This is a genomic window from Actinoplanes siamensis, from assembly GCF_016862395.1.
In the GTDB taxonomy this organism is placed as follows: Bacteria; Actinomycetota; Actinomycetes; order Mycobacteriales; family Micromonosporaceae; genus Actinoplanes; species Actinoplanes siamensis.
On sequence record NZ_BOMW01000016.1, the window covers coordinates 80,536 to 104,508 of the forward strand.

Consider the following 23,973-nt stretch of genomic DNA (forward strand, 5'->3'; position numbering starts at 1 on the left):
AGGTGGTTCACTCTGGGTTGCGTGATTCAACAGCAGCGGCACCCGGCATCGTGGTGGGAGCAGTTCCAGCAGGCCTCGGAGAAGTTCGATCTGGCGATTCTCACCGAGGGTCTAGGTGACGAGATCACCCCGAAGATCGCGTCGCCGCTGCTGCGCCGGGAGGCGCAGATCGCGCTGGACGTGATGGTCCGGCATCTGAACAAGCCGGCCAGCGAGGAACTGGCCGAGCGCGCCGGCAAGAGCGTGGAGCGGCTGGTCGCCACGGTGGTGCGGCTCGAGGAGCGGTCCGGCGAGGGGTTCCGGTTGCAGGAGGCCCGCGCCCTGATCCACGTGCTGGAGGGCAAGACCGGCCAGGCCGGCCACGACTGCGAGGAGTTCCTCCGGACCCAGGTGATCCTGCGCTGCTTCGTGGCGGCGCTGCGCTTCGAGCGGTTCGACTCCGAACTCGCGGTGAAGCTGCTGTCGGCCGGCCAGGACCCGGCGGTCGCCCTGCACTCCGGCCAGGTGGTCGGGAGGTACTCGTGGTGGCCCGGCTGGCTGCTGAAGGTGGTCACCGAGCGGGCCCTGGCCGGCACGCTCGACGAGGAGACGGTCCAGGCGCTGGACCGCTGTGCGTACGCGGAGCTGAGTCCCGCGCAGGCCCGCATCGCCCGTCGGCTGCTGGACGGCGAGGAGGACCTGATCGACGCCTCGGCGGTCCGGCTGGCGGGCCTGGGCGAGGCCGACGCGGCCGAGAAACTCCGCAAGGGCGATCTGACCACTGTCGCCCTGGCCGCCCGGCTGATTCCGATCTGACCAGCGGCCCCGCCGACCCCGGGGTGATGAGCGGCCCGGCTGATCCCGATTCGACCGGGCCGCGACACGAGGCCTAGGCTCAGCGGGTGACATGGCTCGACGTGGTCGGCTGGGCGGGTTCGGCCCTGCTGGTGTGGTCCCTGCTGCAGGCCCGGCTGCTGCGCCTGCGGGCGCTCAACCTGGCCGGCTGCCTGGTGCTGATCGTTTTCAACGCCGCGCTGCACGTGTGGCCCATGGTGGGGCTCAACGTGGTGCTCGCCGTGATCAACGTGTGGTACCTGTGGCGGATGCTGGCCACCCGGCACGACGACAAGGCGTACCAGGTGGTGGAGGTGCGCACCGACGACGAGTTCCTGGCGCACACCCTGCGGCTGCACCGCGACGACATCGCCCGGTTCACCCCCGGCTTCGACACGGCCCGGGTGAACAGCCCCGGGGCGGCGGCGTTCCTGGTGGTCAGCGGGGACGAGGTGGTCGGTGTGGTGGTGTTCCGGGTCCGGGATGACGGGGTCGCCCAGGTGGAGCTGGACTACGTGACGCAGCGGTACCGGGACTTCACGCCGGGGGAGTTCGTCTACCGGCAGAGCAGATATTTCGCCGAGCACGGGTGCCACACCGTGATCACCCCGCCCGGAATGCGCGCGCCGTACTACGACCGGCTGGGTTTCCGGCGTGAGGGCGAGTCGTACGTGCTGGAGCTGGCGTAGCGGTCCGGGTTTTGTCGGCGGCTGGTGAACTTTTGCTTGTTCTGAAGAAACTTGGCTTCACCGCGGACGAAACATCTCGGTAACGTCCCCCAGGGATATCGATTTATCGATAGAGGGGGCCGCCATGCAGCCGTCACTCAACCGCCGCCAACTTCTCGGCGCCGCCGCCGCGGCGAGCGCCGCCACCACGATCGCCGTTCCGTCCGCCGCCGCTGCGGGCGGGCACGGCCGGGCGCACCGGGTTCCGAAGGACCAGATCAGCGTGCAGCTCTACACGCTGCGCGACCAGCTCGGCAGCGACCTCGAGGCGAGCCTCGCCGAGCTGGCCGCGATCGGCTACACCCGGGTGGAGCACGCCGGGTTCGCCGGCCGCAGCGCGGCACAGTTCCGCGCCGCCCTGGACGCCGCCGGCCTGCGCGCCACCTCCGGCCACGTCGGCATCCCGCAGCCGTTCGACGCCGCCACCTGGCAGCGGGCGCTCGCGGACGCCGCCGTCGTCGGCAACACGTTCATCGTCCACCCGTTCTTCGGGCAGGGCCCGAACGGCCCGATCCGGGACGCGGCGCTCTACCGGGCCTTCGCCCGTGACCTGAACAAGGCCGGCGAGCTGGCCCGCCGGGCCGGGCTCAGCTTCGGCTACCACAACCACCAGGCCGAGTTCCTCCGGCAGGACGGGACGAACCTGACCGGGTTCGACATCCTGGCCCGGGAGACCGACCCGCGCCTGGTGCACCTGGAGGTGGACCTGTTCTGGGCGTTCCGCGGGGCGCACGACCCGGTCGACCTGATCGCCGAGCACCGCGGCCGGATCAGGCAGGTGCACGTCAAGGACCTCGACGTGGCCGGCGGCTTCGCCGACCCGGGCGACGGCCTGATCGACTTCGGGCGGATCCTCGCGCGCGCGAAGGAGGCCGGCCTGATCGAGTACATCGTCGAGCGCGACGACGCCGGGACGCCACCGCGCACACCCGCGCAAGCTCTGGTCACGGCTCGGCGGGGGTACGCGTACCTCGCGGGTCTGAGGTTCTGATGTCGCTGCGCCCGGCTCTTCTCGGCGCCGTCGGCGCGGCCGTGCTGGCCGCCCCGGCCGTGGCCGTGGCCCACCCGGGTCACGAGTTGCCGCCGTCCTCGGACTTCCAGAAGGTCACCCTGAACGACTTCCCGGGGGAGCCGATCGCGCTCGCGGTGCTGCCCGACCGGCGGGTGCTGCACACCGCCCGCAGTGGCGAGGTGCGCATCCACGAGCCTTCCACCGGGCGCAACGTGCTCGCCGCCAGGATCCCGGTCTACCTGCACGACGAGGAGGGCGTGCAGGGCGTCGCGATCGACCCGGACTTCGCCCGCAACAAGTGGGTCTACCTCTACTACTCGCCGGTGCTGAACACGCCCGTCGACGACCCGGTCACGCCGTCGGTGAACGAGGGCGACGCGCCCGCGGAGGGGACGGCCGCGGACTTCGCGCCGTTCCGGGGCGTCATGCGGCTGTCGCGGTTCAAGCTGTCCGGCAACGCGCTGCGGTTGAACACCGAACAGAAGATCATCGAGGTGCCCACCGACCGGGGGATGTGCTGCCACGTCGGCGGCAAGATCGACTTTGATCGGGCCGGCAACCTCTACCTGTCCACCGGCGACGACACCAACCCGTTCTTCTCCAGCGGCTTCACCCCGATCGACGAGCGGGCGGACCGCAACCCGGTCTTCGACGCCCAGCGGACCGCCGGCAACACCAACGACCTGCGGGGAAAACTGCTGCGGATCAAGGTCGGCCGGGACGGCGGCTACACCGTCCCGCGCGGCAACCTGTTCCGCCCGGGCACCCCGAAGACCCGGCCGGAGATCTACGCGATGGGCCTGCGGAATCCGTTCCGGTTCGCCGTGGACCCGGTGACCGACGTGGTCTACCTGGCCGACTACTCGCCGGACGCGCAGGCCGCCGATCCGGTGCGCGGCCCGGCCGGGCAGGGACGCTGGATGGCGATCGACAAGCCGGCCAACTACGGCTGGCCGTACTGCGTGGCGCCGGACCTGCCCTACGTGGACCACGACTTCGCCACCGGGGTCCCGGGCGCGCCGTTCGACTGCGCCAGGCCGGTGAACGAGTCGCCGCACAACACCGGCCTGCGCGATCTGCCCCCGGTGGAGAAAGCCGAGATCATTTACTCGTACGGCGCCAGCACCGCCTTCCCCGAGCTGGGCACCGGCGGCATCGGGCCGATGGGCGGGCCGGCGTACGACTACGACGCCCGGTTGCGGTCACCGATCAAGTGGCCGTCGTCGTTCGACGGGCTGCCGCTGTTCGGCGAGTGGACCCGTGACTACGTCAAGGCGTTCCACCTGGACCGGCGCCACCAGGTCACGCGGATCGACCCGGTGCTGCCGGACATCGTCTTCGACAACCCGATGGACCTGGAGTTCGGCCCGGACGGCGCGCTCTACGTCCTGGAGTACGGCGACGGGTACTTCAGCGAGAATCCGGACGCCCAACTGGCCCGGATCGACTACGTGCGAGGCAACCGGACACCGATCCCCAAGGCCGGCGCCAGCCCGGGCGGCGGACAGGCGCCGCTCACCGTGCGGTTCTCCAGCGCCGGGACGGTCGATCCGGACGGGGACGCGCTGCGGTACGCGTGGGACTTCGACGCCGACGGCCGGGTGGACTCGACGGCGGCGAACCCGGCGTACACGTACCCCGCGAACGGGACCTACCGGGCGACGCTGAAGGTGACCGACAGCACCGGCCGCTCGGCGTCCGCCGAGGTGATCCTGCCGGTCGGCACGCTGGCACCGCAGGTGACCTTCGTCAGCCCGGTGGCGGGCCAGCCGTTCCGGTTCGGCCAGGCCGTGAGCTACCAGGTGGCGGTGACCGACGACGCTCCGGTGGACTGCGCGGACGTGACCGTGACCTACATTCTCGGCCACGACCAGCACGGGCACCCGCTCTCCACGTCGTCCGGCTGTACCGGCACGATCACCACGTTCGTCGATGCCGGGCATGCCGGGGCCGACAACCTCACGGCGGTGTTCGTGGCGTCGTACACCGACACCGGAAACCCGGCGCAGACCGGCACCGCGACAGTCGTTCTCACCCCGACGGGCTGAACGGAAGATGTACGGAATGTTCACCGGTTCTTTGTTGACAGAGCCATGAGTAACTGAGCGATCACACTTAGTGAAGATTAGGGAAACGAGAGGTTAACGAAGGCGAAATCTTGGACACGTTGCGTTCGCTGCTATGGCAGTGAGGCCCGGGACCGTTCACGATCACCGCGTGACTGAAACATCCGTGATCCTCGCGCTGGTGGTCGTGACGGCTCTGGCCTTCGACTTCACCAACGGGTTCCACGACACGGCGAACGCGATGGCCACCTCCATCGCGACCAAGGCCCTGCGGCCCCGGACCGCCGTAGCCCTCTCCGGCGTGCTCAACCTGATCGGCGCGTTCCTCTCCGTCGAGGTCGCGCTCACCGTCACCAACGCGGTGGTGCGGATCCAGGACAAGACCGGGGCGCCGAAGGCCGAGCTGCTCGCCCACGGCGGGTCCGGGCTGCTCCTGATCATCCTGGCCGGGCTGGTCGGGGGCATCGTCTGGAACCTGCTGACCTGGTTGGTCGGGCTGCCGTCGAGCTCCTCGCACGCGCTGTTCGGCGGGCTGATCGGGGCCACCGTGGCCGGGCTCGGCTGGGCCGGCGTGAACTGGAACGGCGACGGCTCGAAGCTGGACGGCGTGGTCGGCAAGGTGCTGCTGCCCGCGGTGCTCTCCCCGGTGATCGCCGCCCTGGTCGCGGCGGCCGGCACCTGGCTGATCTTCAAGGCCACGAACGGGATCGCGGCCCGGTTCACCGAGCGGGGCTTCAAGTGGGGCCAGATCGGCTCCGCCTCGCTGGTCTCGCTGGCGCACGGCACCAACGACGCGCAGAAGACCATGGGTGTCATCACGCTCGCGCTGATCGCCAGCGGCGACTGGAGCGACACCGGCAACATCCCGCTCTGGGTGAAGGTGGCCTGCGCCGTGGCCATCGCGCTCGGCACCTACCTGGGCGGCTGGCGGATCATCCGGACCCTGGGCAAGGGCCTGACCGACATCAACCCGCCGCAGGGAACCGCCGCGCAGTCCGGCGCGGCCGCGGTCATCCTGGCGTCCAGCCAGCTCGGGTTCGCGCTGTCCACGACGCACGTCGCCACCGGCTCGGTGCTCGGTTCCGGCCTCGGCCGGCCCGGCGCCGGGGTCCGCTGGGCGGTCGCCGGCCGGATGGTGGCGGCCTGGCTGATCACGTTGCCGGCGGCCGGCCTGATCGGTGCGGCCATGTGGTGGACCGGGCACCTGATCGGTGGGCTGGGCGGCGCTGTGGTGGTCTTCCTGCTGCTGGTGGCGGCGTCCGGCGGGATGTGGTGGCGGTCCCGCAGTCACCGGGTCGACGCGTCCAACGTCAACGACGACTGGTCCTCCCCGGCTCCCACCGCGTCGCCGTCCGAGCCTCTCGCGGCCCCGGCGGCTCCTTCGGCTCTTGTCGCGGCTTCGCCCGCGGCGGCCTCCGCGGGCGTCGCTTCCTCCTTGGCGGCATCCTCTGATCCGGCCCGCGTGGCCGCGGCGAACTGAGCGGAGGCGACATGCACAACCTCGGATTCGCGCTGGACGGCGCGTGGCGGGTGCTCCTGGCCGGGCTGATCCTCGGCGCCGGGCTGCCGGCGCTGTTCGCGCTCGGCATCCGGTCGCTGGCGTGGGGCGCGGGCGAGGCGTCCGTCGACGCCTCCGGCGTCACCCCGGGAACGAGGCGCCCGTGGGCTACGGCCCTCGGCTACCTCCTGTTCGCGATCGTCGTCGGCGGCGTCCTGCTCGGCCTGACGTTCATCGTGGCGACCGGTTTCGGCAACAAGCTGAGCTTCGAGCACGTCTATCCCACCATCGTGCCCAAGTAGGCCGGACCGCTCAGCCCCCTGCGGTCCCGGGACACCCGGCCGGCCGGGTCCGCTCCCGCCACGGCCCGCTCGGCCGCCCCGCAGGGGCGTCTCACCCACGCCAGGGGCCTCCGGAGGCCAGCCGCCGGCACGCGGCTGGGCGTCAGGGGTCTCCGGGCCTCGTCGAGGGACGTCCGGGAGCCAGCCGGGGTGGGCTTGGCTTGCGGGGCGGCTCGTGGGTTGGTGAGCGCTTCGGTCGTACACACGTGTGGTTCCGGGAACGGCGCGGCCCGGCGGAGAACCGCCGGGCCGCGCCGTCTGCCGGATCCCGGAGGGATCCGTGCGGGATCAGGCGAGGCTGCGGGCCAGGACGCCGATGTCGGCCTGGTCGGTGAAGAGGCCGTCGATGCCGGTACGCAGGAAGGTGATCTGCTCGTCGATCGCCCGGCCGAACGCGGTCGGGTCGGCGCCGGTCGTCAGCTCGCCGGGCAGGAACGTGTTCTCGGCGCGGAAGGTGTACGGGATGACCTTGAGGCCGGCCCGGTGCGCGTCCTTCACCAGGCTGGTCGGCGTGGCCAGGGTGCCGTCCGCGTTGCGCGGGATGATCTGGCTCTTGTCCGGGCCGAGGCCGTCGACGTACTCCGCCAGCTCCTCGAGGCCGGCCGGGGCCAGGTAGTCGGCGTAGCTGCGCGAGTCGCCGAACGGGTTGCCGGCCGCGCTGCTCAGGAACACCAGCGGCACCTCGACGCGGTGGTGGTCGGCGAGGGTCTCCAGGTTCTTCGCCTCGAACGACTGGATGAACACCTTCGCCCCGCGGCGGTCCAGGCCGTTGCGGCGCAGGATCCTCACGAGCGGGGTCTCCAGCTCCAGGCCGATGGCGCGGAAGAACGTGGGGTGCTTGGTCTCCGGGAAGACGCCGATGTCCCGGCCCAGCTCCTTGACCAGGCGCTTGCGCAGGTCCAGCAGCTCCTGGAAGGTGGGCACCTCGAACAGGCCGTCGAAGAGCGTGTTGTGCTGGCGGGTGCCGGGGATGCGCTCGGTGGCGCGCAGCGTCTTGAGCTCGGCCAGCGTGAAGTCCTGCGTCCACCAGCCGGTGACGCTGACGCCGTCCAGCACGACGGTGCGCCTGCGGTCGGCGAACTCCGGGTGCGAGGCGACGTCGGTGGTGCCGCCGATCTCCGGCTCGTGGCGGCAGACCAGGACGCCGTCCTTCGTGCTGACCAGGTCCGGCTCCAGGTAGTCGGCGCCCATCCGGGCGGCCAGCTCGTACGACGCCAGGGTGTGCTCGGGACGGTAACCGGACGCCCCCCGATGGCCGACGACCAGCGTCTGCCTGCGGTTCCCCGGCCTGTCGTGCGCGAAGGCGGGGGAGGCGACGGCCCCACCCAGCGCCGGGGCGGCGGCGGCCACCGCGCCGAAGCGCAGCACCTGACGGCGATCTGCCACTGTGTCCTCCACGAGGTTCCGGGTCCGGCCCCGGTGGCCGGATACACCGAGAGGAAGTCCAGGTGACGGATTCGTCACCCAGGCGACGATCTCGTGGCGTGTCCGCTAACGCCCGGCCAATGGTCGTGACCGCGCGCGCCGATGCGGCCGGGGGAGAAGTCGCGGGCGATCGTACGGTCCGCGCGCCCCCGCCCGGCCTGACCCGGTGGGCCGGGCGGAGGGCGCGCGGTCGCGGTCAGAGACGCAGCTGCGGCCAGTCCAGCAGGCCCTCGCCGAGGTCACGGACCGACGCCAGCAGCCCGAGACGCGCCGCCCGGATGTCCGGATCCTCGGCCATGACCAGCACGTCCTCGAAGAACGTGTGCACCGGCTCGACCAGCCCTCGGGTCGCCGCCACGAACTGGGGAAGGTCCGGCACGGCGGGCCGGACCACCGCGCTGACCGCCTGGTGCAGGGCCAGCTCGGCGGGCTCCTTCAGCAGGCTCACGTCGTAGGCCGCGGCCGTTCCCTCCGGAACGATCCGCCGGGCCCGCTGGATCGCCGCCGCCACCGAGGTGAACGCCGTGTCCTCGACCGCGTCGGCGAGCTGCGCCAGCAGCGTGTCCGCCACCGAGGGCCGGGCGAAGTGCGGCAGGACCGCGCGCACCCGGTCCACCGGCTGGCCCTCCTCGGTAAGCGCCTGCTCCAGGCGCCTGGCCAGGAAGTCGCCGACCGCGGTGAGCACGTCCTCGGAGACCGGCACCGGCTGCGCGTCCGCCGCCAGCCGCAGCGCCGACAGCAGGTCGAGCGGGGCGAACTCGGCTGTGGACCGGTGCACCGCGAGCAGGCCGAGCACGGCGCGCCGGACGGCGAACGGGTCGCTGGAGCCGGTCGGCAGCCCCACCGTGGCGGCCAGCCCGGCGACCAGGTCGAGCCGGTCCGCCAGGGACAGCAGCGCGCCCGGGACCGTGCGCGGCAGCGAGTCGCCGGTGTTGCGCGGCAGCTCCGCCTCGAAGACCGCCTCGGCCACCGCCCGCGACTCGCCGGCCCGCAGCGCGTAATCCCGCGCCATCACGCCGGCCAGGCTCGTCATCTCGGTCACCAGTTGCGAGCCCAGGTCGAACTTGACCAGTTCGGCGGCCCGGTCCAGGGTGGCCGAGCCCAGCCCGAGCCGGTCGGCCAGCTGACGGGCCAGCGCGCCGATCCGGCCCGCGCGGTCGGCCATCGACCCCAGCTTGTCGGTGAAGGTGAGCCGGGACAGCCGGGCGCGCATCTCGGCGAGCGGGGTGTCCAGGTCGGCCCGGTAGAAGAAGCGCGCGTCCTCGTAGCGGGCTCGCAGCACCGCCTCGTTGCCGGCCCGGACCAGCTCCACGTCGACCGGGCCGTTGGCCACCGTGACGAACATCGGCAGCAGCTTGCCGTCCTCGTCGCGGACCGGCAGGTAGCGCTGGTGCTTGCGCATCACCGTGGTCAGCACCGCGTCCGGCAACGTCAGGTAACCCTCGTCGAACGTGCCGAGCAGCGGCAGCGGCTGCTCCACCAGGTCGGTGATCTGGTCGATCAGGGCGGCCTCGCCCCGCACGTCGACCGTCCCGTCCGGGTAGACCAGGTCCTGCGCGCCGATCACGATCAGCTCGCGGCGGTCGTCGTGGTCGGCGACGATGCCGTTCACGCCCAGCGTCTCCAGGAACGTCTCCGCCGACGCGATGTCGGCCACCGGCGGGTTCGCGGTGCGCAGCAGGCGGGTCCGCCGGCCGGCGGCCAGCGTGGAGACCGCGACCGGCACCACGTCGCCGCCCCAGAGCGCGGTCAGCCAGCGGACCGGGCGGCTGAAGGCCAGCTTCGGGTCGTTCCACCGCATGTTCTTGGCGGCCCGCAGCCCACCCACGGCCTTCGCCAGCACGTCCGCGAGCACCTGCGGCGCCGCGCGTCCGGCCTCCTGCTTGTGCAGGACCAGATGGGGTACGCCGTTGAACTCCTCGGTCCGCAGAGCGTCCGGGGTGACCCCGTGACCGCGGGCGAACCCCTCGATCGCCTTCTCGTTCGCGCCGACCCTGGGGCCCTTGACCGTGCGCACGTGGTCCTCCTCGCGCGCGGCCACCCCGGGCACCACCGCGATCAGCCGGCGCGGCGTCCCGAAGACGCGGACCTCCCCGTGCGCCAGCCGGGTGCCGGCCAGACCCTCGGTGACCAGGCGCAGCACCTGCTCCCGGGCGCTGCGCAGCTCGGCCGGCGGCAGCTCCTCGGTGCCGATCTCGAAGACCAGCGTGCGCGGCCGGTCGCCGGTCCGCACCGTGGCCGGCGGCTGGGCCGCGGACGGGGCGTCGGCGGTGCCGAGCGGGTGGGCGAGCTCGGCGCGGCGGGCCACCCAGAGCTTGGCGACCTCCCCGGCGAGGCGGCGCATCCGGCCGAACTCGGCGGCGCGGTCGGCCGTGGACACCGCGCCGCGGGAGTCGAGCACGTTGAACGCCTGCGAGCACTTCAGCACGTAACTGTGCGCGGGCACGGGCAGGCCCGCGTCGATCATCCGCTGCGCCTCGCCAGCGTAGAGCTCCAGGAGCCGGCGGTTCGCCTCGATGTCCGCGTCGTCCAGGTAGTAACGCGACATTTCGTACTCGGACTGGCCGAAGACCTCGCCGTAACTGACGCCCGGAGCGTACTCGATCTCCTTGAAGTGCTGCTTGTCCTGCAGCGCCATGATGATCCGCTCGATGCCGTAGGTGATCTCCACGGACACCGGGTCGAGGTTGATCCCGCCGGCCTGCTGGAAGTAGGTGAACTGGGTGATCTCCAGCCCGTCCAGCCAGACCTCCCAGCCCAGGCCCCAGGCGCCGAGCGCGGGGGAGGCCCAGTTGTCCTCCACGAACCGCACGTCGTGCGCGGCCACGTCGATGCCGAGCGCGGCCAGGCTGCCGAGGTAGAGCTCCTGCGGGTTGCCCGGGTCGGGCTTGAGGATCACCTGGAGCTGGGTGTGCGTCTGCAGCCGGTTCGGGTTCTCGCCGTACCGCGAGTCGTCGGGGCGCACCGAGGGTTCCACGTAGACGACCCGCCACGGCTCGGGACCGAGCACACGCAGGAAGGTGGCCGGGTTCAGGGTGCCCGCCCCCACCTCGGTGTTCATCGGCTGGACGATCAGAGCGCCCTGATCCGTCCAGTACGCCGTCAACCGGGCCAGAGCCTCCTGCATGGTGAGCATGCGCCGAAGTCTAGGACGCGCTCCTCGACGCACGGTAAGCGATCGGGTCCGGCGCGTCCCGGGGAATGTAGATCTCTCCGGGTTTCAGGCACTGCTGTCCGCGGACGCCGCCTGCGCCTGCTGGTCGCCGGCTGTCGCCTGCGCTCGCCCGCCGGCGCCGGGGCCGGCGGTCAGAAGCGGGCGGCGCGGGCGAGGACCTCGCTGAGGATCGTGGTGGCGGCGCTGGGCAGCACGACGTCCGCGTGGGCGTAGCGGGACTCCGGCGTGAACAGGTTCGGGATCGCGACGCAGCGCAGGCCGGCCGTCCGGGCCGCGGTGACGCCGTGCGGGCTGTCCTCGAAGGCCACCGCCTGGTCCGCCTTCAGGTCGAGCTTGGCCAGCGCCAGGTGGTAGACCGCCGGGTCCGGCTTGTGCGCGGCCACCTCGTCGCCGCAGGCCAGGATCTCGAAGCGGGTCAGGTCGCCGGTGCGGGCCAGGTTCGCGCGGACCCAGGAGGCCGGTGAGCTGCTGGCCACCGCGAGCCGCAGGCCCAGCCGTGCGGCTTCGTTCAACCACGAGGCGATGCCCGGTGACAGGCCGAGCCCGGCGTGGACCGATTCGCGGTACGCCATCCGGCGGGCGTGGCTGGCCGCGCGGTCGAACCGGACGCCGACGGCTCGGGCCAGCGCGGCGTAGCGCAGTTCGCTGACGTCCCCGCCGTGGTCGGCGAAGAAGCCCGTCTCGTCCAGTTCCAGGCCGTGCTGGCGCCACTCCCAGCGCCAGCTGTCCAGCAGGGTGCTCTCGGTGTCCATCAGCAGACCGTCGAAGTCGAAGATCAGCGCCTCGATTGCCACGCAGGCAGTATCGCCGATCACCGGAAGAGCCCGGAACGACGGTGAGCCGCTCAGCGGAGTGGGCGGGAGCGTCGGGGCCCGGGGCGGCTGGGCCGGGGGCCGAGGAACCGGTCAGCGTGGTGGGTCGAGGCGGCGGGGGACGCAGTGCGGCGCGCTGACCGTGTCGCACCAGGCGGTCACCGACCGCGGATCAGGGAAGTCGCCGAGCGCCACCGTCAGCCACGACCCGGCCTCGCCGGCCGGATGCGCCAGATCGGTGCTCCGCAGCAGCACCACCGGATGCTCGTCGCTGGCCAGCGAGCGCCGCAACAGCTGATGCTCGGCCAGCACCCGCCCCGCGCCGGACCGACCGGTGGCCAGCTCGGCGGCGTACTGCCCGGTCAGCTCCAGGGCCGTCAGGTCGTCGCGGTGGGTGAACTCCAGCTCCGCCTCCGGACCGGACGAACCCGGCCAGTATTCCGGCCGGGCCCCGAGACCGGTGTGCGGCCGCGCGGCCGGCGCCGGGTCCTGCCCGGGGCGGGACCGGCCGGCGACGGAGCCGCTGCCGAACCGGGACAGGAAGACGGCGGCCAGGGCGGCCGAGACGATCAGCGCGACCGCGGCGACGGTCACGGCCTTCCGGTACGCGTCCACGGGCCCTCTGGTTCATTTGGTGCGCGGGTCGACGATGGCCAGGCCCAGACCGGAGGCGGGCGGGGCTCGTCCGGCGCGCGGGTCGCCACCGACGCTAACCGCACACGAGGTCGATTACCAGGTCATACGCCAGTTTCAGCCGTCCGGGTCGTACTGGATGAGGGCTTGTGCGGGTCCCGCAACCGAACTGCGACCTGGCGCCGGGCCCGCGTGGCTCAACCCCGCCCCGCCGGTGCCGACCACTAGGACCATGAGCGTGGGCAGCGAGTTGCACCCAGCCGGTCCTCGGATCGACGAGGCCACCGGCGGTACGGCCGCGCCGCCGGACCGGCAGGCGCTGCTGTTGGCCGAACTGGTCGGCTTCATGACCAAGGACACCCCGTCGGTGCAGCATGTGCTCGACGTGATGACCCCGCACCTGGGGGAGATCGCCGGGCTGACCGCGGCCACCGTCTTCGAACTGGACTCGGAGAGCGGCATGATGACCGCGACCGCCCAGTTCGGCGAGCCCGGCCGGCGTGACCAGATGGTCGCCGGCAAGGTGTTCCGGGCGGCGGCCGGTGGGCCGCCGGTGGTCAGCGGCAAGCAGATGGCGGCCCGGCTGCGTATCGGCGGGCAGACCGTCGGCGTGCTGCTGCTCACCGGCGAGCGGCTGGCCGAGCTGCGGCCGGAGACCATCTCGACGATCGCGCTGCACTTCGCCACCACGTTGCAGGCGCTGTTCGCGGAGAAGGCCCGCCAGTTCGTGGCGCACACCAGCTCGACGATCCAGGAACTGTTCGAGAAGGGCATGACCGCGGGCAGTGTGGAGGAGGCGGCGCAACTGCTGACCCACTCCTGCGCCACGGCGTTCCGCGCCGAGCACGCCGCTCTGCACCTGATCGACAACGACGGCCGGATCCGGTACGTCTACGGCGTCGGCTGCCACGACGACCGGCTCGCCCAGCTGCGCGACAACCTGGTCGGCAAGTCCGCCATCGAGTCGCCGGTCTGGCGCAGCACCGTCGAGTCGGGCGAGCCGGTGCTGGTGGCCAACACGGCCACGGCCAAGACCCGGACCGGCGGCATCTCGCAGACGCTCGGGTTGGGCTCGTTCATCGCGATGCCGCTGATGACCGGCTTCGGCCCGGTGGGCATGGTGATGTGCGGCGACTCGACGGGCACCCGTGAGTGGAGCGCCCGGGACCGTATCCTGGCCCAGCAGCTCGCCGCCGAGGGCGCCCTGATCATGGACAGCGCCCGGATGCGTGAGGCCAACCAGCAGCACATGCAGGAGCTGACCCGGCAGGCGTTCCACGACTCGCTGACCGGTCTGCCGAACCGCAAGCACCTGCTGGACCGGGGCGAGCAGGCGGTGGAGATCGCTATGGCCACCGGCACCCGGATGGCGCTGCTGCTGCTCGACCTCAACGGCTTCAAGCAGGTGAACGACACGATCGGCCACCACGCCGGGGACGTGCTGCTGCAGCTGGTCGCCAAGCGGCTGGACCACCTGATCCGCAAGCCCGACCTGGTGGCGCGGCTGGGCGGCGACGAGTTCTCGGTGCTGGTCACCGCGAACCCGGACGAGAACGGCGCGGTCCGGGTCGGCGAGCGGATCTGTGAGCGGCTGCGTGAGCCGTTCGAGATCGACGGCCGTCCGGTGCGGATCGGCGCGAGCATCGGGGTGGCGCTGTTCCCCCGGCACGCCATCGAGTTCAGCACCCTGATGAAGGACGCCGACGCCTCGATGTACCAGGCCAAGCGCTCCGGCGGCGGGGTATACCTGACCGCCTGACGGGTTGCCCGCACCACCTGGCCTTCTGCTCGTCGTCCCGCTCCCGGCGCGTCCGCGCCGGGAGCGGGACTGCTCGCGTGGCGGCGCCGATCCGAGTTGATCCCGGTGCGGATCGGGTTCGTGGTCGGCGTGCGCCTCTTCCCGGTCGCCGTGCTGATCGGGATATCCGCTGATCCACCTGGTGGCCGCCCCGCTCACGGTGATCTCGCTGTGCCGGTGACCCCAGGGCCCGGGACGTCGCGGTCGGCCCGGTCGTCCGGGCGGGCGCCGGAGCGGCCCTGCCGGCCGGCGCGTCCGGTCGGCGGTGGCGGCGCTCGTCCAGAGGACGGTGGGCCGGGGCCGTACCACCGCGATCGCGCCGACCAACCGCGAGCCCGGCGGCTGCCGCAAACGCGGCGGCCGGAGCGGCGGCGCGGCACGCCGGTCTCCCGCGACGGGAACGTGTCCGCGCGGTGTGAGCCGGCGCCCGGTATGCCCGGCCGGAGTGACGGTGGCGGAGCCGCGGAGCGGCTCGCGGACGGCTGTCAGCAGGGGTGAATTCTCCATTGCCCCGCTGTTTCGGGATCATTGCGCTGGGAGCGCTCCCATGTAATGCTGTCCGCGTCGGCCAACGATCCCCACCGATACGTTGGGCGCCGCTCCCATTGGCGCTGATCAATTGCGCCGCCGTACGTCTCGAGGAGTCCTCATGAGACCCATCTCCCCCCGGGCCCGCGCCCTCACGGCGGCGGCCGCCGTCAGTGTGCTGGCCGGCGCCGGCGCGGTCGCGATGCAGACCGAGGCCAGCGCGGCCGCCGGCTGTCGCGTGAACTATTCGGTGAACCAGTGGTCCACCGGCTTCACCGGCAACGTGACGGTCACCAACCTGGGTGACCCGATCTCCGGTGGCTGGAACGTCACCTGGACCTTCTCCGGGAACCAGACGATCACGCAGGGCTGGAGCGCCACCGTCACCCAGTCCGGCCAGAACGTCACCGCGACGAGCCCGTCGTGGGCCGGCTCGCTCGGCACCAACGCGACGGCCACCTTCGGCTTCAACGCGAACTACTCCGGCACCAACGCCACGCCCAGCACGTTCAAGCTGAACGGCGTCGCCTGCACGGGCAGCGTGGGTGGCTCGCCGTCGCCGTCGAACCCGGGCACCTCGCCGTCGAACCCCGGCACCTCGCCGTCGAACCCGGGCACCTCGCCGTCGACCAGCCCGTCGAACCCGGGTAACCAGGGCCCCAAGGTGGACAACCCGTACGCGGGGGCGAAGGGTTACGTCAACCCGGAGTGGAAGGCGAAGGCCGACGCCGAGCCCGGCGGCAGCCGCGTCTCGAACAACCCGACAGCGGTCTGGCTGGACCGGATCGCCGCCATCGAGGGCACCGACAACAGCAGCTCGAACGGCTCCATGGGCCTGCGTGACCACCTGGACGCCGCGGTCGCCCAGGGCGCCGGCTACATCCAGCTGGTCATCTACAACCTGCCCGGTCGTGACTGTTCCGCGCTCGCCTCCAACGGTGAGCTCGGCCCGAACGACCTGCCGCGCTACAAGAGCGAGTACATCGACCCGATCGCCGCGATCGAGGGCGACGCGAAGTACAAGAACCTGCGCATCATCAACATCGTCGAGATCGACTCGCTGCCGAACATCGTCACCAACACCTCCGGCCAGGCCGGCGGCACGGCGATGTGCGACACGATGAAGGCCAACGGCGGGTACGTCCAGGGTGTCGGGTACGCCCTGAACAAGCTCGGCGCGATCGGCAACGTCTACAACTACGTGGACGCCGCCCACCACGGCTGGATCGGCTGGGACTCGAACTTCGGCCCGACCGCGGACATCATGCTGCAGGCCGCGCAGGCCTCCGGCAGCGTCAACAACGTGACCGGCTTCATCACCAACACGGCGAACTACTCGGCCCTGCAGGAGCCGTACATCCAGCCGACCGTCACTGTCGGCGGCCAGAACATCCGGCAGTCCAAGTGGCTCGACTGGAACCAGTACTCCGATGAGCTGACGTTCGCCCAGGCGTTCCGGCAGAAGCTGGTCTCGGTCGGCTTCAACAGCAACATCGGCATGCTGATCGACACCTCCCGCAACGGCTGGGGCGGTTCGGCGCGGCCGACCAAGGCGAGCACCTCGACGACCGTGGACACCTACGTCAACGAGTCGCGCATCGACCGCCGCATCCACGCCGGCAACTGGTGCAACCAGTCCGGTGCTGGCCTCGGCGAGCGTCCCAAGGCCGCCCCGGCCTCGGGCATCGACGCCTACGTCTGGGTGAAGCCCCCGGGCGAGTCGGACGGCTCCTCCTCGCTCATCCCGAACGACGAGGGCAAGGGCTTCGACCGGATGTGCGACCCGACCTACACCGGTAACGCCCGCAACGGCAACAGCATGAGCGGCGCCCTGCCCAACGCCCCGATCTCGGGTGCCTGGTTCTCGGCGCAGTTCCAGCAGCTGATGGCGAACGCGTACCCGGCGCTGTAACGCACCAGACCGGAACCCCCGCCCCGATCATGCCCGGGGCGGGGGTTCCGCTTCGCTTCCTGGCGCGGGGGCGGCGGGGTGCAGTAGCGTGAGTCGCCCTCGACCTGCCGCCGGGCGGTCACCACCAGCTGGAGTACACGGGATGGCCGGTCGGACCACCATGGCGAATCGGACGACCATGGCCAATCGGACCAACGTCGGCGGGCCGGGCGCCGCGACCCGCTCACCGTCGGGCGGCCCGGCGTGAGCACGACGCGGTGGCGGCTCGGGGAGCGCGGGATGACCGGCGTCGCGGTCCGCTCACCGTCGGGCGGCCCGGCGTGAGCACGACGCGGTGGCGGCTCGGGGAGCGCACGGTGACCGGCGTGGCCGGGAGCGTGACCGGGAACCGCTACGACCGCAACTACGACCGGCTGCACCTCGACGCCGCGCGGCCACTCGCGATCGTCGCGGACGGGATGGGCGCGGGGGAGGGCAGCGCGGCCGCCGGGCGCATCGCGGTGCAGACGTTCGCGCGGGAGTCCGGGGATCCGGCTCCGGCCGCGCTGCGGGCCGCCGTCGCTCAGGTGCACGCGGAGGTACGGGCGGTGGCCCGTACCCTCCCCGAACTGACCGGATGCACCCTGACCGCGCTGGGTGGGGCGTCCGGTGACGCGGTGCGGATCGTCCAACTCGGCGATTCCCGCGCCTACCGGCTGCGCGACGGCCTGCTCGAACTCCTCACCGTCGACCACACCGTCGCCTGGCTCGGCCTGGTCCACGGGTGGTATCCGGCTTCCGACCCCCGCGCGCACGCCGACGGGTACCGCCTCACCCGCTACGCCGGTCATCCGCGGTCCCCGGACCCCGATGTGCTGGACGTGGCCCTGCGTCCGGGCGATCGGCTGCTGCTGTGCACCGACGGTGTCTCCGGCCAGCTCGACTACGACTCGATGGCGCGCCTGCTGGCCATCCCGGAACCGGTGGGCGCTCTCCTGTCGGCCACTCTGGCCGCCGGCGGCCACGACAACGCCACAGCCATCGTCCTGACCGTCACCTGAAGCCTCGTCTCGCCGCCCCCGGGACCACCGTCCACGACCAGCCGGAGGCGCGAGCGTACGGCTGGTCCGGGTGGTGGCGCGGCTCGCGGTTGGCGGCTGGCATTCAGGGGTCTTTCGACGGGGTTGAGGGACCCTGGTGCCAGCCGGGGGTTGGCGGCGCGCTGGCGCCCGGAGTCGGCAGGGCGCCGCGCCGGTCACGACGAACCGGGTGCGGGAGGTGACGGTGGGCCGCTGCCGCCGGGCTGCCGAGGGCTGGTCGGGCTCGGGCCGAAGAAAGGGGCTCAGTCGCGGCTGGTCGGGCTCGGGCCGACGAAAGGGGCTCAGTCGGCGCTGGTCGGGCTCGGGCCGACGAAAGTGGCTCAGTCCTATTGTTTCGTGAAAAATCGGTAAACGGCGCGGAACGGGACCGCCATCGGGGCGTCGCCGCCACACGAGGGCGCCGGCGCCGCGCCGCCGTGCGTGTCGATGCGCTGGATGTAGGTGACCGGCCCGAACAGGCCGGCCCCGCGGTTCCCGGAGGCCTTGTAGAGCATCTGCGGAACGTCCGCGGCGTCCTGACCCTGCACCGACACCGGATCGAGGCCCTCGACCATCGATCCATCCTGGTCCGAGACCCACGCCGGCCCGCGGAAGTGGACCGCCGTCACCTTCTTCACCGGGTTCATCGTGACGCCGGTGAGCGCCGCGGCCGGTTCCAGCGGTTGCCACGTGCTGCGTTTGCACTCGTAGACCTGGACGCCGCGGGCCTTGAGGACCGCGCGCAGGACGTTGCCCGCGGGCGGCTCCAGCACGGCCGGCACCTGCGGCACACCACCCAGGAAACTCTCCTCCTGGGAGCGCGCCGACTCGGAGACGGACGGTTGCGGGGCGCGACCGGCGAAGGACACGCCGGCGGGCACGGCGACGGACGCCAGGGCGAGCGCGCCGACCGCGCCCGCGAATGTGGCGGTACGAGTCACAGAGTCCTCCCCTGTGGACGGTGACGTTGTGGATCACGGTAGCGGCACCGTAGTCCGAAAAGTCAGGTCCGGGGAGGAAATCACCCAACAGATATGGAAATAACCGTACGGATTACGGCATCGTGTAGAACCCGGTCGGCGCCGTCCGCTCCCGGCGGCGCGCCTCCCGGGTCCGTGCCCGCAGCCGCAGCAGCAGGACCAGGCCCAGGAAGAAGAACACGCCGCCGGCGATCAGACCCGGGCCCAGCAGGTTGCTGTCGTTCGACGACGCCGGGGTGAGCGCCGCGGCGCTGGTCGTCTCGTTGGTGGGGATGCCCGGCCCCGCCGTGGCGAGTTCCTCCTCCTCGGTGGGCTCCGGCGACGCCGAGGTCCTCGACGGTCTCGGGCTGGGGGAGGAGGTCGCCACCACGCCGGTCACCTCGCTGGCCGCCGCGCCCGAGCCGAGCACCGTGCCGGCCACGTCGACCGCCCGCACCTCGAACCGGACCTGCCCGCCGTCGCGGCCGGCGACGCCGATCCGCCACCTGCCGGTCACCGTCCGGCCCCGGCACAGCGAGCCCGGGTCGAGCTGCCGGTCCACCACTGTCGCGGTGTCGCCGTCGATGCTGACCTGGGTGGGGAACTCGCCGGTGTCCTCGAAGCGGGTCACCCGGATCCGGTCCAGCGGGACGTCGCCGCCGCGTACCACCAGGGTCCACCGCACCTTTTGGCAGCGGCGCTGCTCGGAGGTGGCCACCGCGGTCAGGGTCTTCGTGGTGCCGCCGGCCTTGACCGTGGCCGGCGCGGCGACCCGCACACCGAACCCCGGTACGTCGGCCAGCGCCGACGCCGTTCCGCCGGTCACGCCCAGCGCGGCGCCGGCGAGTGTGGCCCAGAGCAGCGCGGTGAGATGCCGCACGTCGATCCCCCTTCGGACGCGTCCCCTTCAGGAGTAAGTTCGCCGGACGGGGCCGAATGGTTCACCCGGTGGCGGCGGTCACTCGGCGGCGCACCTTATTTCTTGCTTAAGAGATCGGGAAAACCGTCATTCGCCCAGCTCACACGGCAGATGCGAAAAGTAGCGAGTCGATCACGCAAAAGAGTCGCGCAGAAATTTCGCACGCGTTCATCCGAAGCCCCGCCCGGCACGTAATCCGGGGAGGACGCGGCCGGGGCATCGCAGGGGAAAGCACGCCACGGACGGGTCCGGAACAACTTGAGCACGGGGCGTTCCCCACGGACGCCGGCGTCCCACCGCCCACGGGACGTGACCGTTGCGGAAAACGAGGAGTCAATGGCCCGGTCGAAGAAAAATGAGCGCCCCGCCAGTAGGGTGGCGGTTGAAATCGGTTCCACCGGTAAGGGCGCCGTGCCCACGGGCGCGATCATCCTGCTAGTGGTGTGTGTCCTGGCGGCAGTCTGGGCGGTGGCGATGATGACCGCGCCCGGCCGCGTCGGGTACTACTACTTCTTCGTCTACGCGGAGTACTACATGGGTGTCCTCACCCTTGTGTCACTCTCGATCACCATCATGGTCGGCCTGGTCTCCACCGACCGCCTGGTCCTCTCCATCAGGCAACGGGTCTTCCTGCAGTCCACCCACCGGACCACCGGCGTGATGGCGATCTCGGCGCTGGCGTTCCACCTGTGGACCAAGACCGTCGAGTCGCACATCCGCGTGATCGACATCTTCATCCCGTTCATCACGCCGACCAACACGCTCTACATCGGCCTGGGCCAGATCTCCGGCTACATCATGGTGCTGGTCACCTGGAGCGGCCTGATCCGGGCCAAGTTCATCGGCCGCGGCAAGCCGTGGATGTGGCGCGCCATCCATTCGGTGTCCTACCTGATGTGGCCTATCGCCCTGGTGCACGGCCTCAGCGCCGGCCGTGCGGCGGCCACCTGGGTCATCGTCAGCTACGTCATCTGTGTCCTCGCGGTGCTCATCGGCCTGGCCGTCCGGCTCTCGGTCAGCCTCAACCGTCGCAAGGACTTCTCGTCGGCGGCCGGCGTCGGCGCGGCCAAGTCCTCCGGCAACGTGGTGCCCACCTCCAGCGCGCCGCGCAACCGCTGGGGCGGTGGCCGCGAGCAGCAGCTCGCCGAGCCGCCGGTGCAGACCGCCCCGCCGGTGAACAACTGGGTCCCGGCCGCGCCCCCGGTGGCGCCCGAGCCGCCGGCGCCCGTGCCGGTCAGCCCCGCGGTGGCCCCGATCAGCCCGGCGCCGGTCGCCGACCACCGCGACTTCGAGGCGCCCGCCCCGCGCCAGCGCCGCCCGGCCGAGGACAACCGCTTCGACGAGCCGACCAGGGCGATGCCCCGCCGCGACTTCGACGACGACCGGTACGACGAGCCGGCCCCGCGCGGACGGCGCCGTGACGACGACTATTACGACGACGGCCCGCGCCCGCGCAGCCGCCGGTACGCGGACGAGGACGAGGAGCCGCGCCCGCGCCGGTCCCGGTCGTCGCTGGAGGACACCAGCACCCGGATGTCGCGTGCCCCGCTGGAGGACACCAGCACGCGGATGCGGCGCGACGAGCTGACCGAGACGGGCACCCGGATGCGCCTGGACGACACCCAGACCCGGATGCGCCGGTACGCCGACGACGACTACTACGAGGACGAACGTCCCCGGGGCCGCCGGCGCGCCGACGACGAGCCGCGCTACGAGGACGTCCCCCGCCAGCGCGCCCCGCGCTACGAGGAGGACGACGAGCCCCGCGGCCGCCGCGCCGACGGCCGGCACAGCCGCAGCCAGTTCGTCGACCTCAGCGAGGACGACGACGCCCTGGTCGACACCGGCACCCGACGCCGCCGGCCGGCCGCCGACCTGGCCCGCGGCGACACCGCCCCGGCCAGCCGGGGACGTGGCCGCGACGACGACGAGTCGTACTTCTCGCAGCTGCGCGGTGACCGGAATTGAGCACCGCACAGGTTCCTCCGGTCACCTCGATCGGCGTCCCGCGGATCACCGCGGGTTACGAGGAGTACGGCCGCCTCGACCTGCAGGCGCACCAGGAGGTGCACGGCGGGTTCGCGGCCCTCTCCTCGGGTGAGCTGATCGGGCTCACCGACCGCATCGAGCTGCGCGGGCGGGGCGGGGCCGGGTTCCCGTTCGCCCGCAAGGTGCGCGCCGTGATCGACTCCTGCAAGCGCCAGGACCTGCCCCCGGTGATCGTGGTCAACGCCACCGAGGGCGAGCCGCCGTCCTGGAAGGACAAGGCGATCCTGACCCGGGGCCCGCACCTGATCCTGGACGGCGCGGCGCTGGCCGCCGCCGCCCTGGACGCCGAGGAGATCGTGATCGGCGTCGCCGACGACGGCATCGGGCAGAACTCGCTCACCGCCGCCCTGGCCGAGCGGAACATGCCCTGCCCGACCCGGATCGTCACGGTGCCGCACCGGTTCATCTCCGGGGAGGGCGGCGCGCTGGTCCGCGGCATCAACGGCGAGGCGCACATCCCGCCCGGCCGCAAGGTCCGGTCCAGCGACAACGGCGTGATGGGGCTGCCCACCCTGCTCTCCAACGCCGAGACGTACTCGCAGCTGGCGATCGCGGCCCGGCTCGGGCCGTGGGAGTACAACTCGGTAGGCATCCCGGAGGAGCCGGGCACCGTCATGCTGACCGTCGGCGGCTCGGCGACCGCGCCCGCGGTGGTCGAGGCGCCCAGCGGCACCCCGCTGATGGACGTGCTCACCATGTGCGGCGCGGACATCGGTCCAGGCCTGCTGGTCGGCGGATACCACGGCAAGTGGATCAGCGCCGAGCAGGCGAAGACGGTGACCATCTCGCGCAAGGGCTTCGCCAAGGTCGGCGGCACGCTGGGCGCCGGCATGCTGATCCCGATCGGCTCCAAGACCTGCCCGCTCGGCGAGGTGGCCCAGGTCGTGCAGTACCTGGCCGGTGAGTCGGCGGGGCAGTGCGGCCCGTGCCGGCTCGGCCTGCCCGACCTGGCCCGGGCGGTCACCCTGGTGTCGCTCGGCGGTTCCGCGCTGGAGCAGGTGCGCCAGGCGGCCGGCCTGGTCAAGGGCCGGGGCGCGTGCAGCCACCCGGACGGCACGTCGCGGTTCGCGCTCTCCGCGCTGGAGGTGTTCCACAAGGACGTCGAGGCGCACGCCAACGGGGAGGGCTGCGGCAAGCAGGTCCGCGGCATCCTGCCGTTGCCCTACACGGCCGAGAAGGGCGCCCGCAAGTTGGCCCTGGACTGGTCGCGGTGCGACGGGCACGGGCTCTGCTCGGCGGTCGCCCCGGAGATCATCCGGCTGGACCACAACGGCTTCCCGGCGTTCCCGCAGACGCCGCTGCCGCCGTGGCTGGAGGACGGCGCGCGCAAGGCGGTGAACGTCTGCCCGGCGCTGGCCCTGCGCCTGATCGACCCGGCCGCGGCGGCGCACTGATGACGACCCGGCGCGGTCTGCTGACGCTGCCGCCGGCCCGGCTGGCGGCCCGGTGCGCCGGGCCGCCACCGGCTGCCGCGCCGGGTATTCCGGAAAGCTCGAGATCCTCCGGTACGACATTGGACGGCGCCCCCTACGACGCGGCCCGGCTGGCCGGGAAGCCGGCCGTGCTGTGGTCGGTGAGGGGGTCGGGGGCGCCCCTGGCTGCCAGCCGCGCGGTCGCGGCCGGCGCCCGGGGGCCTTTCGCGGGGCCGGAGGCGCCTCCGGCCGGTCGCGGAGTGGGGTTCAGGTGGCCGGGGCTTTGGCCCGCAGGACGTTGAGGAACTCGCGCATCCAGTACGGGTGGTCCGGCCACGCCCGCCCGGTCACCAGCACCCCGTCGACCTGGGCGGCGCTGTCCACCCAGGTGCCGCCGCCGGCCCGGACGTCCGGCGCGCAGGCCGGGTAGGCGCTCGCCGTCCGGCCGTCGAGGACACCCGCCGCGGCCAGGACCAGGGGACCGTGGCACAGGGCGGCCACCGGCTTGTCCGACTCGAAGAAGTGTCTGACGATCCGCAGGCAGTCCTGGTCGTTGCGGATGTACTCGGGGGCGCGGCCGCCGGGCAGCACCAGAGCCGCGTACCCGCCGGGATCCACGTCGGCGAATCCCAGGTCGGCGCTCCAGGTGTGACCCGGCTTCTCGGTGTAGGTGTCGAAGCCGTCCACGAAGTCGTGCACCACGAACTGCAGTCTCTTGGCGGCCGGCGCGGCGATGTCCACCTCGTACCCCTCCTCGAGGAGGCGCTGGTACGGGTACATCACCTCGAGATCTTCGGCCGCGTCACCGGTCAGAAGCAGAATTTTGGCCATGAGC

General features: G+C 72.1%; 18 protein-coding genes. 11 read left to right on the plus strand and 7 right to left on the minus strand.

The features are described 5' to 3' along the window. Positions 1–21 precede the first annotated feature (21 nt). From Asi03nite_RS08245 to Asi03nite_RS08270, 6 genes are all read left to right on the plus strand, one after another. The gene (locus Asi03nite_RS08245; RefSeq protein ID WP_203677837.1) at positions 22–795 is read left to right on the plus strand and encodes a hypothetical protein; all 774 of its coding nucleotides are present in this window, start codon (positions 22–24) and stop codon (positions 793–795) included. An 86-nt stretch (positions 796–881) separates the two neighbouring features. Next, entirely contained in the window at positions 882–1,502 is a 621-nt protein-coding gene (locus Asi03nite_RS08250; RefSeq protein ID WP_203677838.1) for a hypothetical protein, read from the plus strand. Between the two features lie 124 nt (positions 1,503–1,626). Continuing rightward, a complete protein-coding gene (locus Asi03nite_RS08255; protein ID WP_203677839.1) occupies positions 1,627–2,532 on the plus strand; it encodes a sugar phosphate isomerase/epimerase family protein in 906 nt (301 codons plus the stop codon). After that, positions 2,532–4,601, plus strand: a complete 2,070-nt coding sequence (locus Asi03nite_RS08260) for a PQQ-dependent sugar dehydrogenase (protein ID WP_203677840.1) — start codon at positions 2,532–2,534, stop codon at positions 4,599–4,601. The genes Asi03nite_RS08255 and Asi03nite_RS08260 overlap by 1 nt, the downstream gene beginning before the upstream one ends. Before the next feature lie 169 nt (positions 4,602–4,770). Beyond that, positions 4,771–6,099 (plus strand): inorganic phosphate transporter, encoded by a 1,329-nt coding sequence (locus Asi03nite_RS08265; protein ID WP_203677841.1) that lies wholly within the window; start codon positions 4,771–4,773, stop codon positions 6,097–6,099. Between the two features lie 11 nt (positions 6,100–6,110). Next, complete coding sequence (locus Asi03nite_RS08270) at positions 6,111–6,419, plus strand: hypothetical protein (protein WP_203677842.1); 309 nt, start codon at positions 6,111–6,113, stop codon at positions 6,417–6,419. Between the two features lie 327 nt (positions 6,420–6,746). On the opposite strand, the gene Asi03nite_RS08275 is transcribed toward Asi03nite_RS08270, so the two are convergent. The 4 genes from Asi03nite_RS08275 to Asi03nite_RS08290 all read right to left on the minus strand — a co-directional run bounded on the left by Asi03nite_RS08275 (position 6,747) and on the right by Asi03nite_RS08290 (position 12,485). Further along, positions 6,747–7,844: a glycerophosphodiester phosphodiesterase gene (locus Asi03nite_RS08275; RefSeq protein WP_203677843.1), complete on the minus strand. Its 1,098-nt coding sequence runs from the start codon at positions 7,842–7,844 to the stop codon at positions 6,747–6,749. 235 nt (positions 7,845–8,079) lie between these two features. Then, positions 8,080–11,019, minus strand: a complete 2,940-nt coding sequence (locus Asi03nite_RS08280) for a glycine--tRNA ligase (RefSeq protein WP_203677844.1) — start codon at positions 11,017–11,019, stop codon at positions 8,080–8,082. A 170-nt stretch (positions 11,020–11,189) separates the two neighbouring features. Next, positions 11,190–11,852 carry an HAD family hydrolase gene (locus tag Asi03nite_RS08285; protein ID WP_203677845.1) on the minus strand — a complete coding sequence of 221 codons (663 nt, stop codon included), beginning with the start codon at positions 11,850–11,852 and terminating at the stop codon, positions 11,190–11,192. Positions 11,853–11,963: 111 nt separating this feature from the next. Further along, entirely contained in the window at positions 11,964–12,485 is a 522-nt protein-coding gene (locus tag Asi03nite_RS08290; protein WP_203677846.1) for a hypothetical protein, read from the minus strand. Positions 12,486–12,735: 250 nt separating this feature from the next. On the opposite strand from Asi03nite_RS08290, the gene Asi03nite_RS08295 reads away from it, so the two are divergent. The 3 genes from Asi03nite_RS08295 (at position 12,736) to Asi03nite_RS08305 (ending at position 17,781) form a co-directional block, all read left to right on the plus strand. After that, positions 12,736–14,262 (plus strand): sensor domain-containing diguanylate cyclase, encoded by a 1,527-nt coding sequence (locus tag Asi03nite_RS08295; RefSeq protein WP_239102528.1) that lies wholly within the window; start codon positions 12,736–12,738, stop codon positions 14,260–14,262. Positions 14,263–14,950: 688 nt separating this feature from the next. Further along, a complete protein-coding gene (locus tag Asi03nite_RS08300; protein ID WP_203677848.1) occupies positions 14,951–16,741 on the plus strand; it encodes a glycoside hydrolase family 6 protein in 1,791 nt (596 codons plus the stop codon). Between the two features lie 320 nt (positions 16,742–17,061). Beyond that, positions 17,062–17,781, plus strand: a complete 720-nt coding sequence (locus Asi03nite_RS08305; RefSeq protein WP_203677849.1) for a PP2C family protein-serine/threonine phosphatase — start codon at positions 17,062–17,064, stop codon at positions 17,779–17,781. Positions 17,782–18,146: 365 nt separating this feature from the next. On the opposite strand, the gene Asi03nite_RS08310 is transcribed toward Asi03nite_RS08305, so the two are convergent. Together Asi03nite_RS08310 and Asi03nite_RS08315 are read right to left on the minus strand one after the other, a co-directional pair. Next, positions 18,147–18,740, minus strand: coding sequence for a DUF3455 domain-containing protein (locus Asi03nite_RS08310; protein WP_203677850.1), 594 nt, complete (start codon positions 18,738–18,740; stop codon positions 18,147–18,149). Between the two features lie 112 nt (positions 18,741–18,852). Next, positions 18,853–19,638, minus strand: coding sequence for a hypothetical protein (locus tag Asi03nite_RS08315; protein ID WP_203677851.1), 786 nt, complete (start codon positions 19,636–19,638; stop codon positions 18,853–18,855). A gap of 450 nt (positions 19,639–20,088) precedes the next feature. Between Asi03nite_RS08315 and Asi03nite_RS08320 the strand changes: the two genes are divergently transcribed. Both Asi03nite_RS08320 and Asi03nite_RS08325 read left to right on the plus strand, forming a co-directional pair. Further along, positions 20,089–21,645, plus strand: coding sequence for a translation initiation factor III (locus tag Asi03nite_RS08320; RefSeq protein WP_239102529.1), 1,557 nt, complete (start codon positions 20,089–20,091; stop codon positions 21,643–21,645). Then, positions 21,642–23,120, plus strand: a complete 1,479-nt coding sequence (locus tag Asi03nite_RS08325; RefSeq protein WP_203677853.1) for an NADH-quinone oxidoreductase subunit NuoF family protein — start codon at positions 21,642–21,644, stop codon at positions 23,118–23,120. The genes Asi03nite_RS08320 and Asi03nite_RS08325 overlap by 4 nt, the downstream gene beginning before the upstream one ends. Before the next feature lie 285 nt (positions 23,121–23,405). Here Asi03nite_RS08325 and Asi03nite_RS08330 read toward each other — a convergent pair whose 3' ends face one another. Then, positions 23,406–23,969, minus strand: a complete 564-nt coding sequence (locus Asi03nite_RS08330) for a DJ-1/PfpI family protein (protein ID WP_203677854.1) — start codon at positions 23,967–23,969, stop codon at positions 23,406–23,408. Positions 23,970–23,973 lie beyond the last annotated feature (4 nt).

Bases quoted from the DNA above. Each gene is read 5' to 3' on its own strand.
- Asi03nite_RS08255 (WP_203677839.1), top strand. From the start codon at position 1,627: ATGCAGCCGTCACTCAACCGCCGCCAACTTCTCGGCGCCGCCGCCGCG.
- Asi03nite_RS08300 (WP_203677848.1), top strand. From the start codon at position 14,951: ATGAGACCCATCTCCCCCCGGGCCCGCGCCCTCACGGCGGCGGCCGCC.
- Asi03nite_RS08330 (WP_203677854.1), bottom strand. From the start codon at position 23,969: ATGGCCAAAATTCTGCTTCTGACCGGTGACGCGGCCGAAGATCTCGAG.
- Asi03nite_RS08295 (WP_239102528.1), top strand. From the start codon at position 12,736: ATGAGCGTGGGCAGCGAGTTGCACCCAGCCGGTCCTCGGATCGACGAG.
- Asi03nite_RS08260 (WP_203677840.1), top strand. From the start codon at position 2,532: ATGTCGCTGCGCCCGGCTCTTCTCGGCGCCGTCGGCGCGGCCGTGCTG.
- Asi03nite_RS08280 (WP_203677844.1), bottom strand. From the start codon at position 11,019: ATGCTCACCATGCAGGAGGCTCTGGCCCGGTTGACGGCGTACTGGACG.
- Asi03nite_RS08270 (WP_203677842.1), top strand. From the start codon at position 6,111: ATGCACAACCTCGGATTCGCGCTGGACGGCGCGTGGCGGGTGCTCCTG.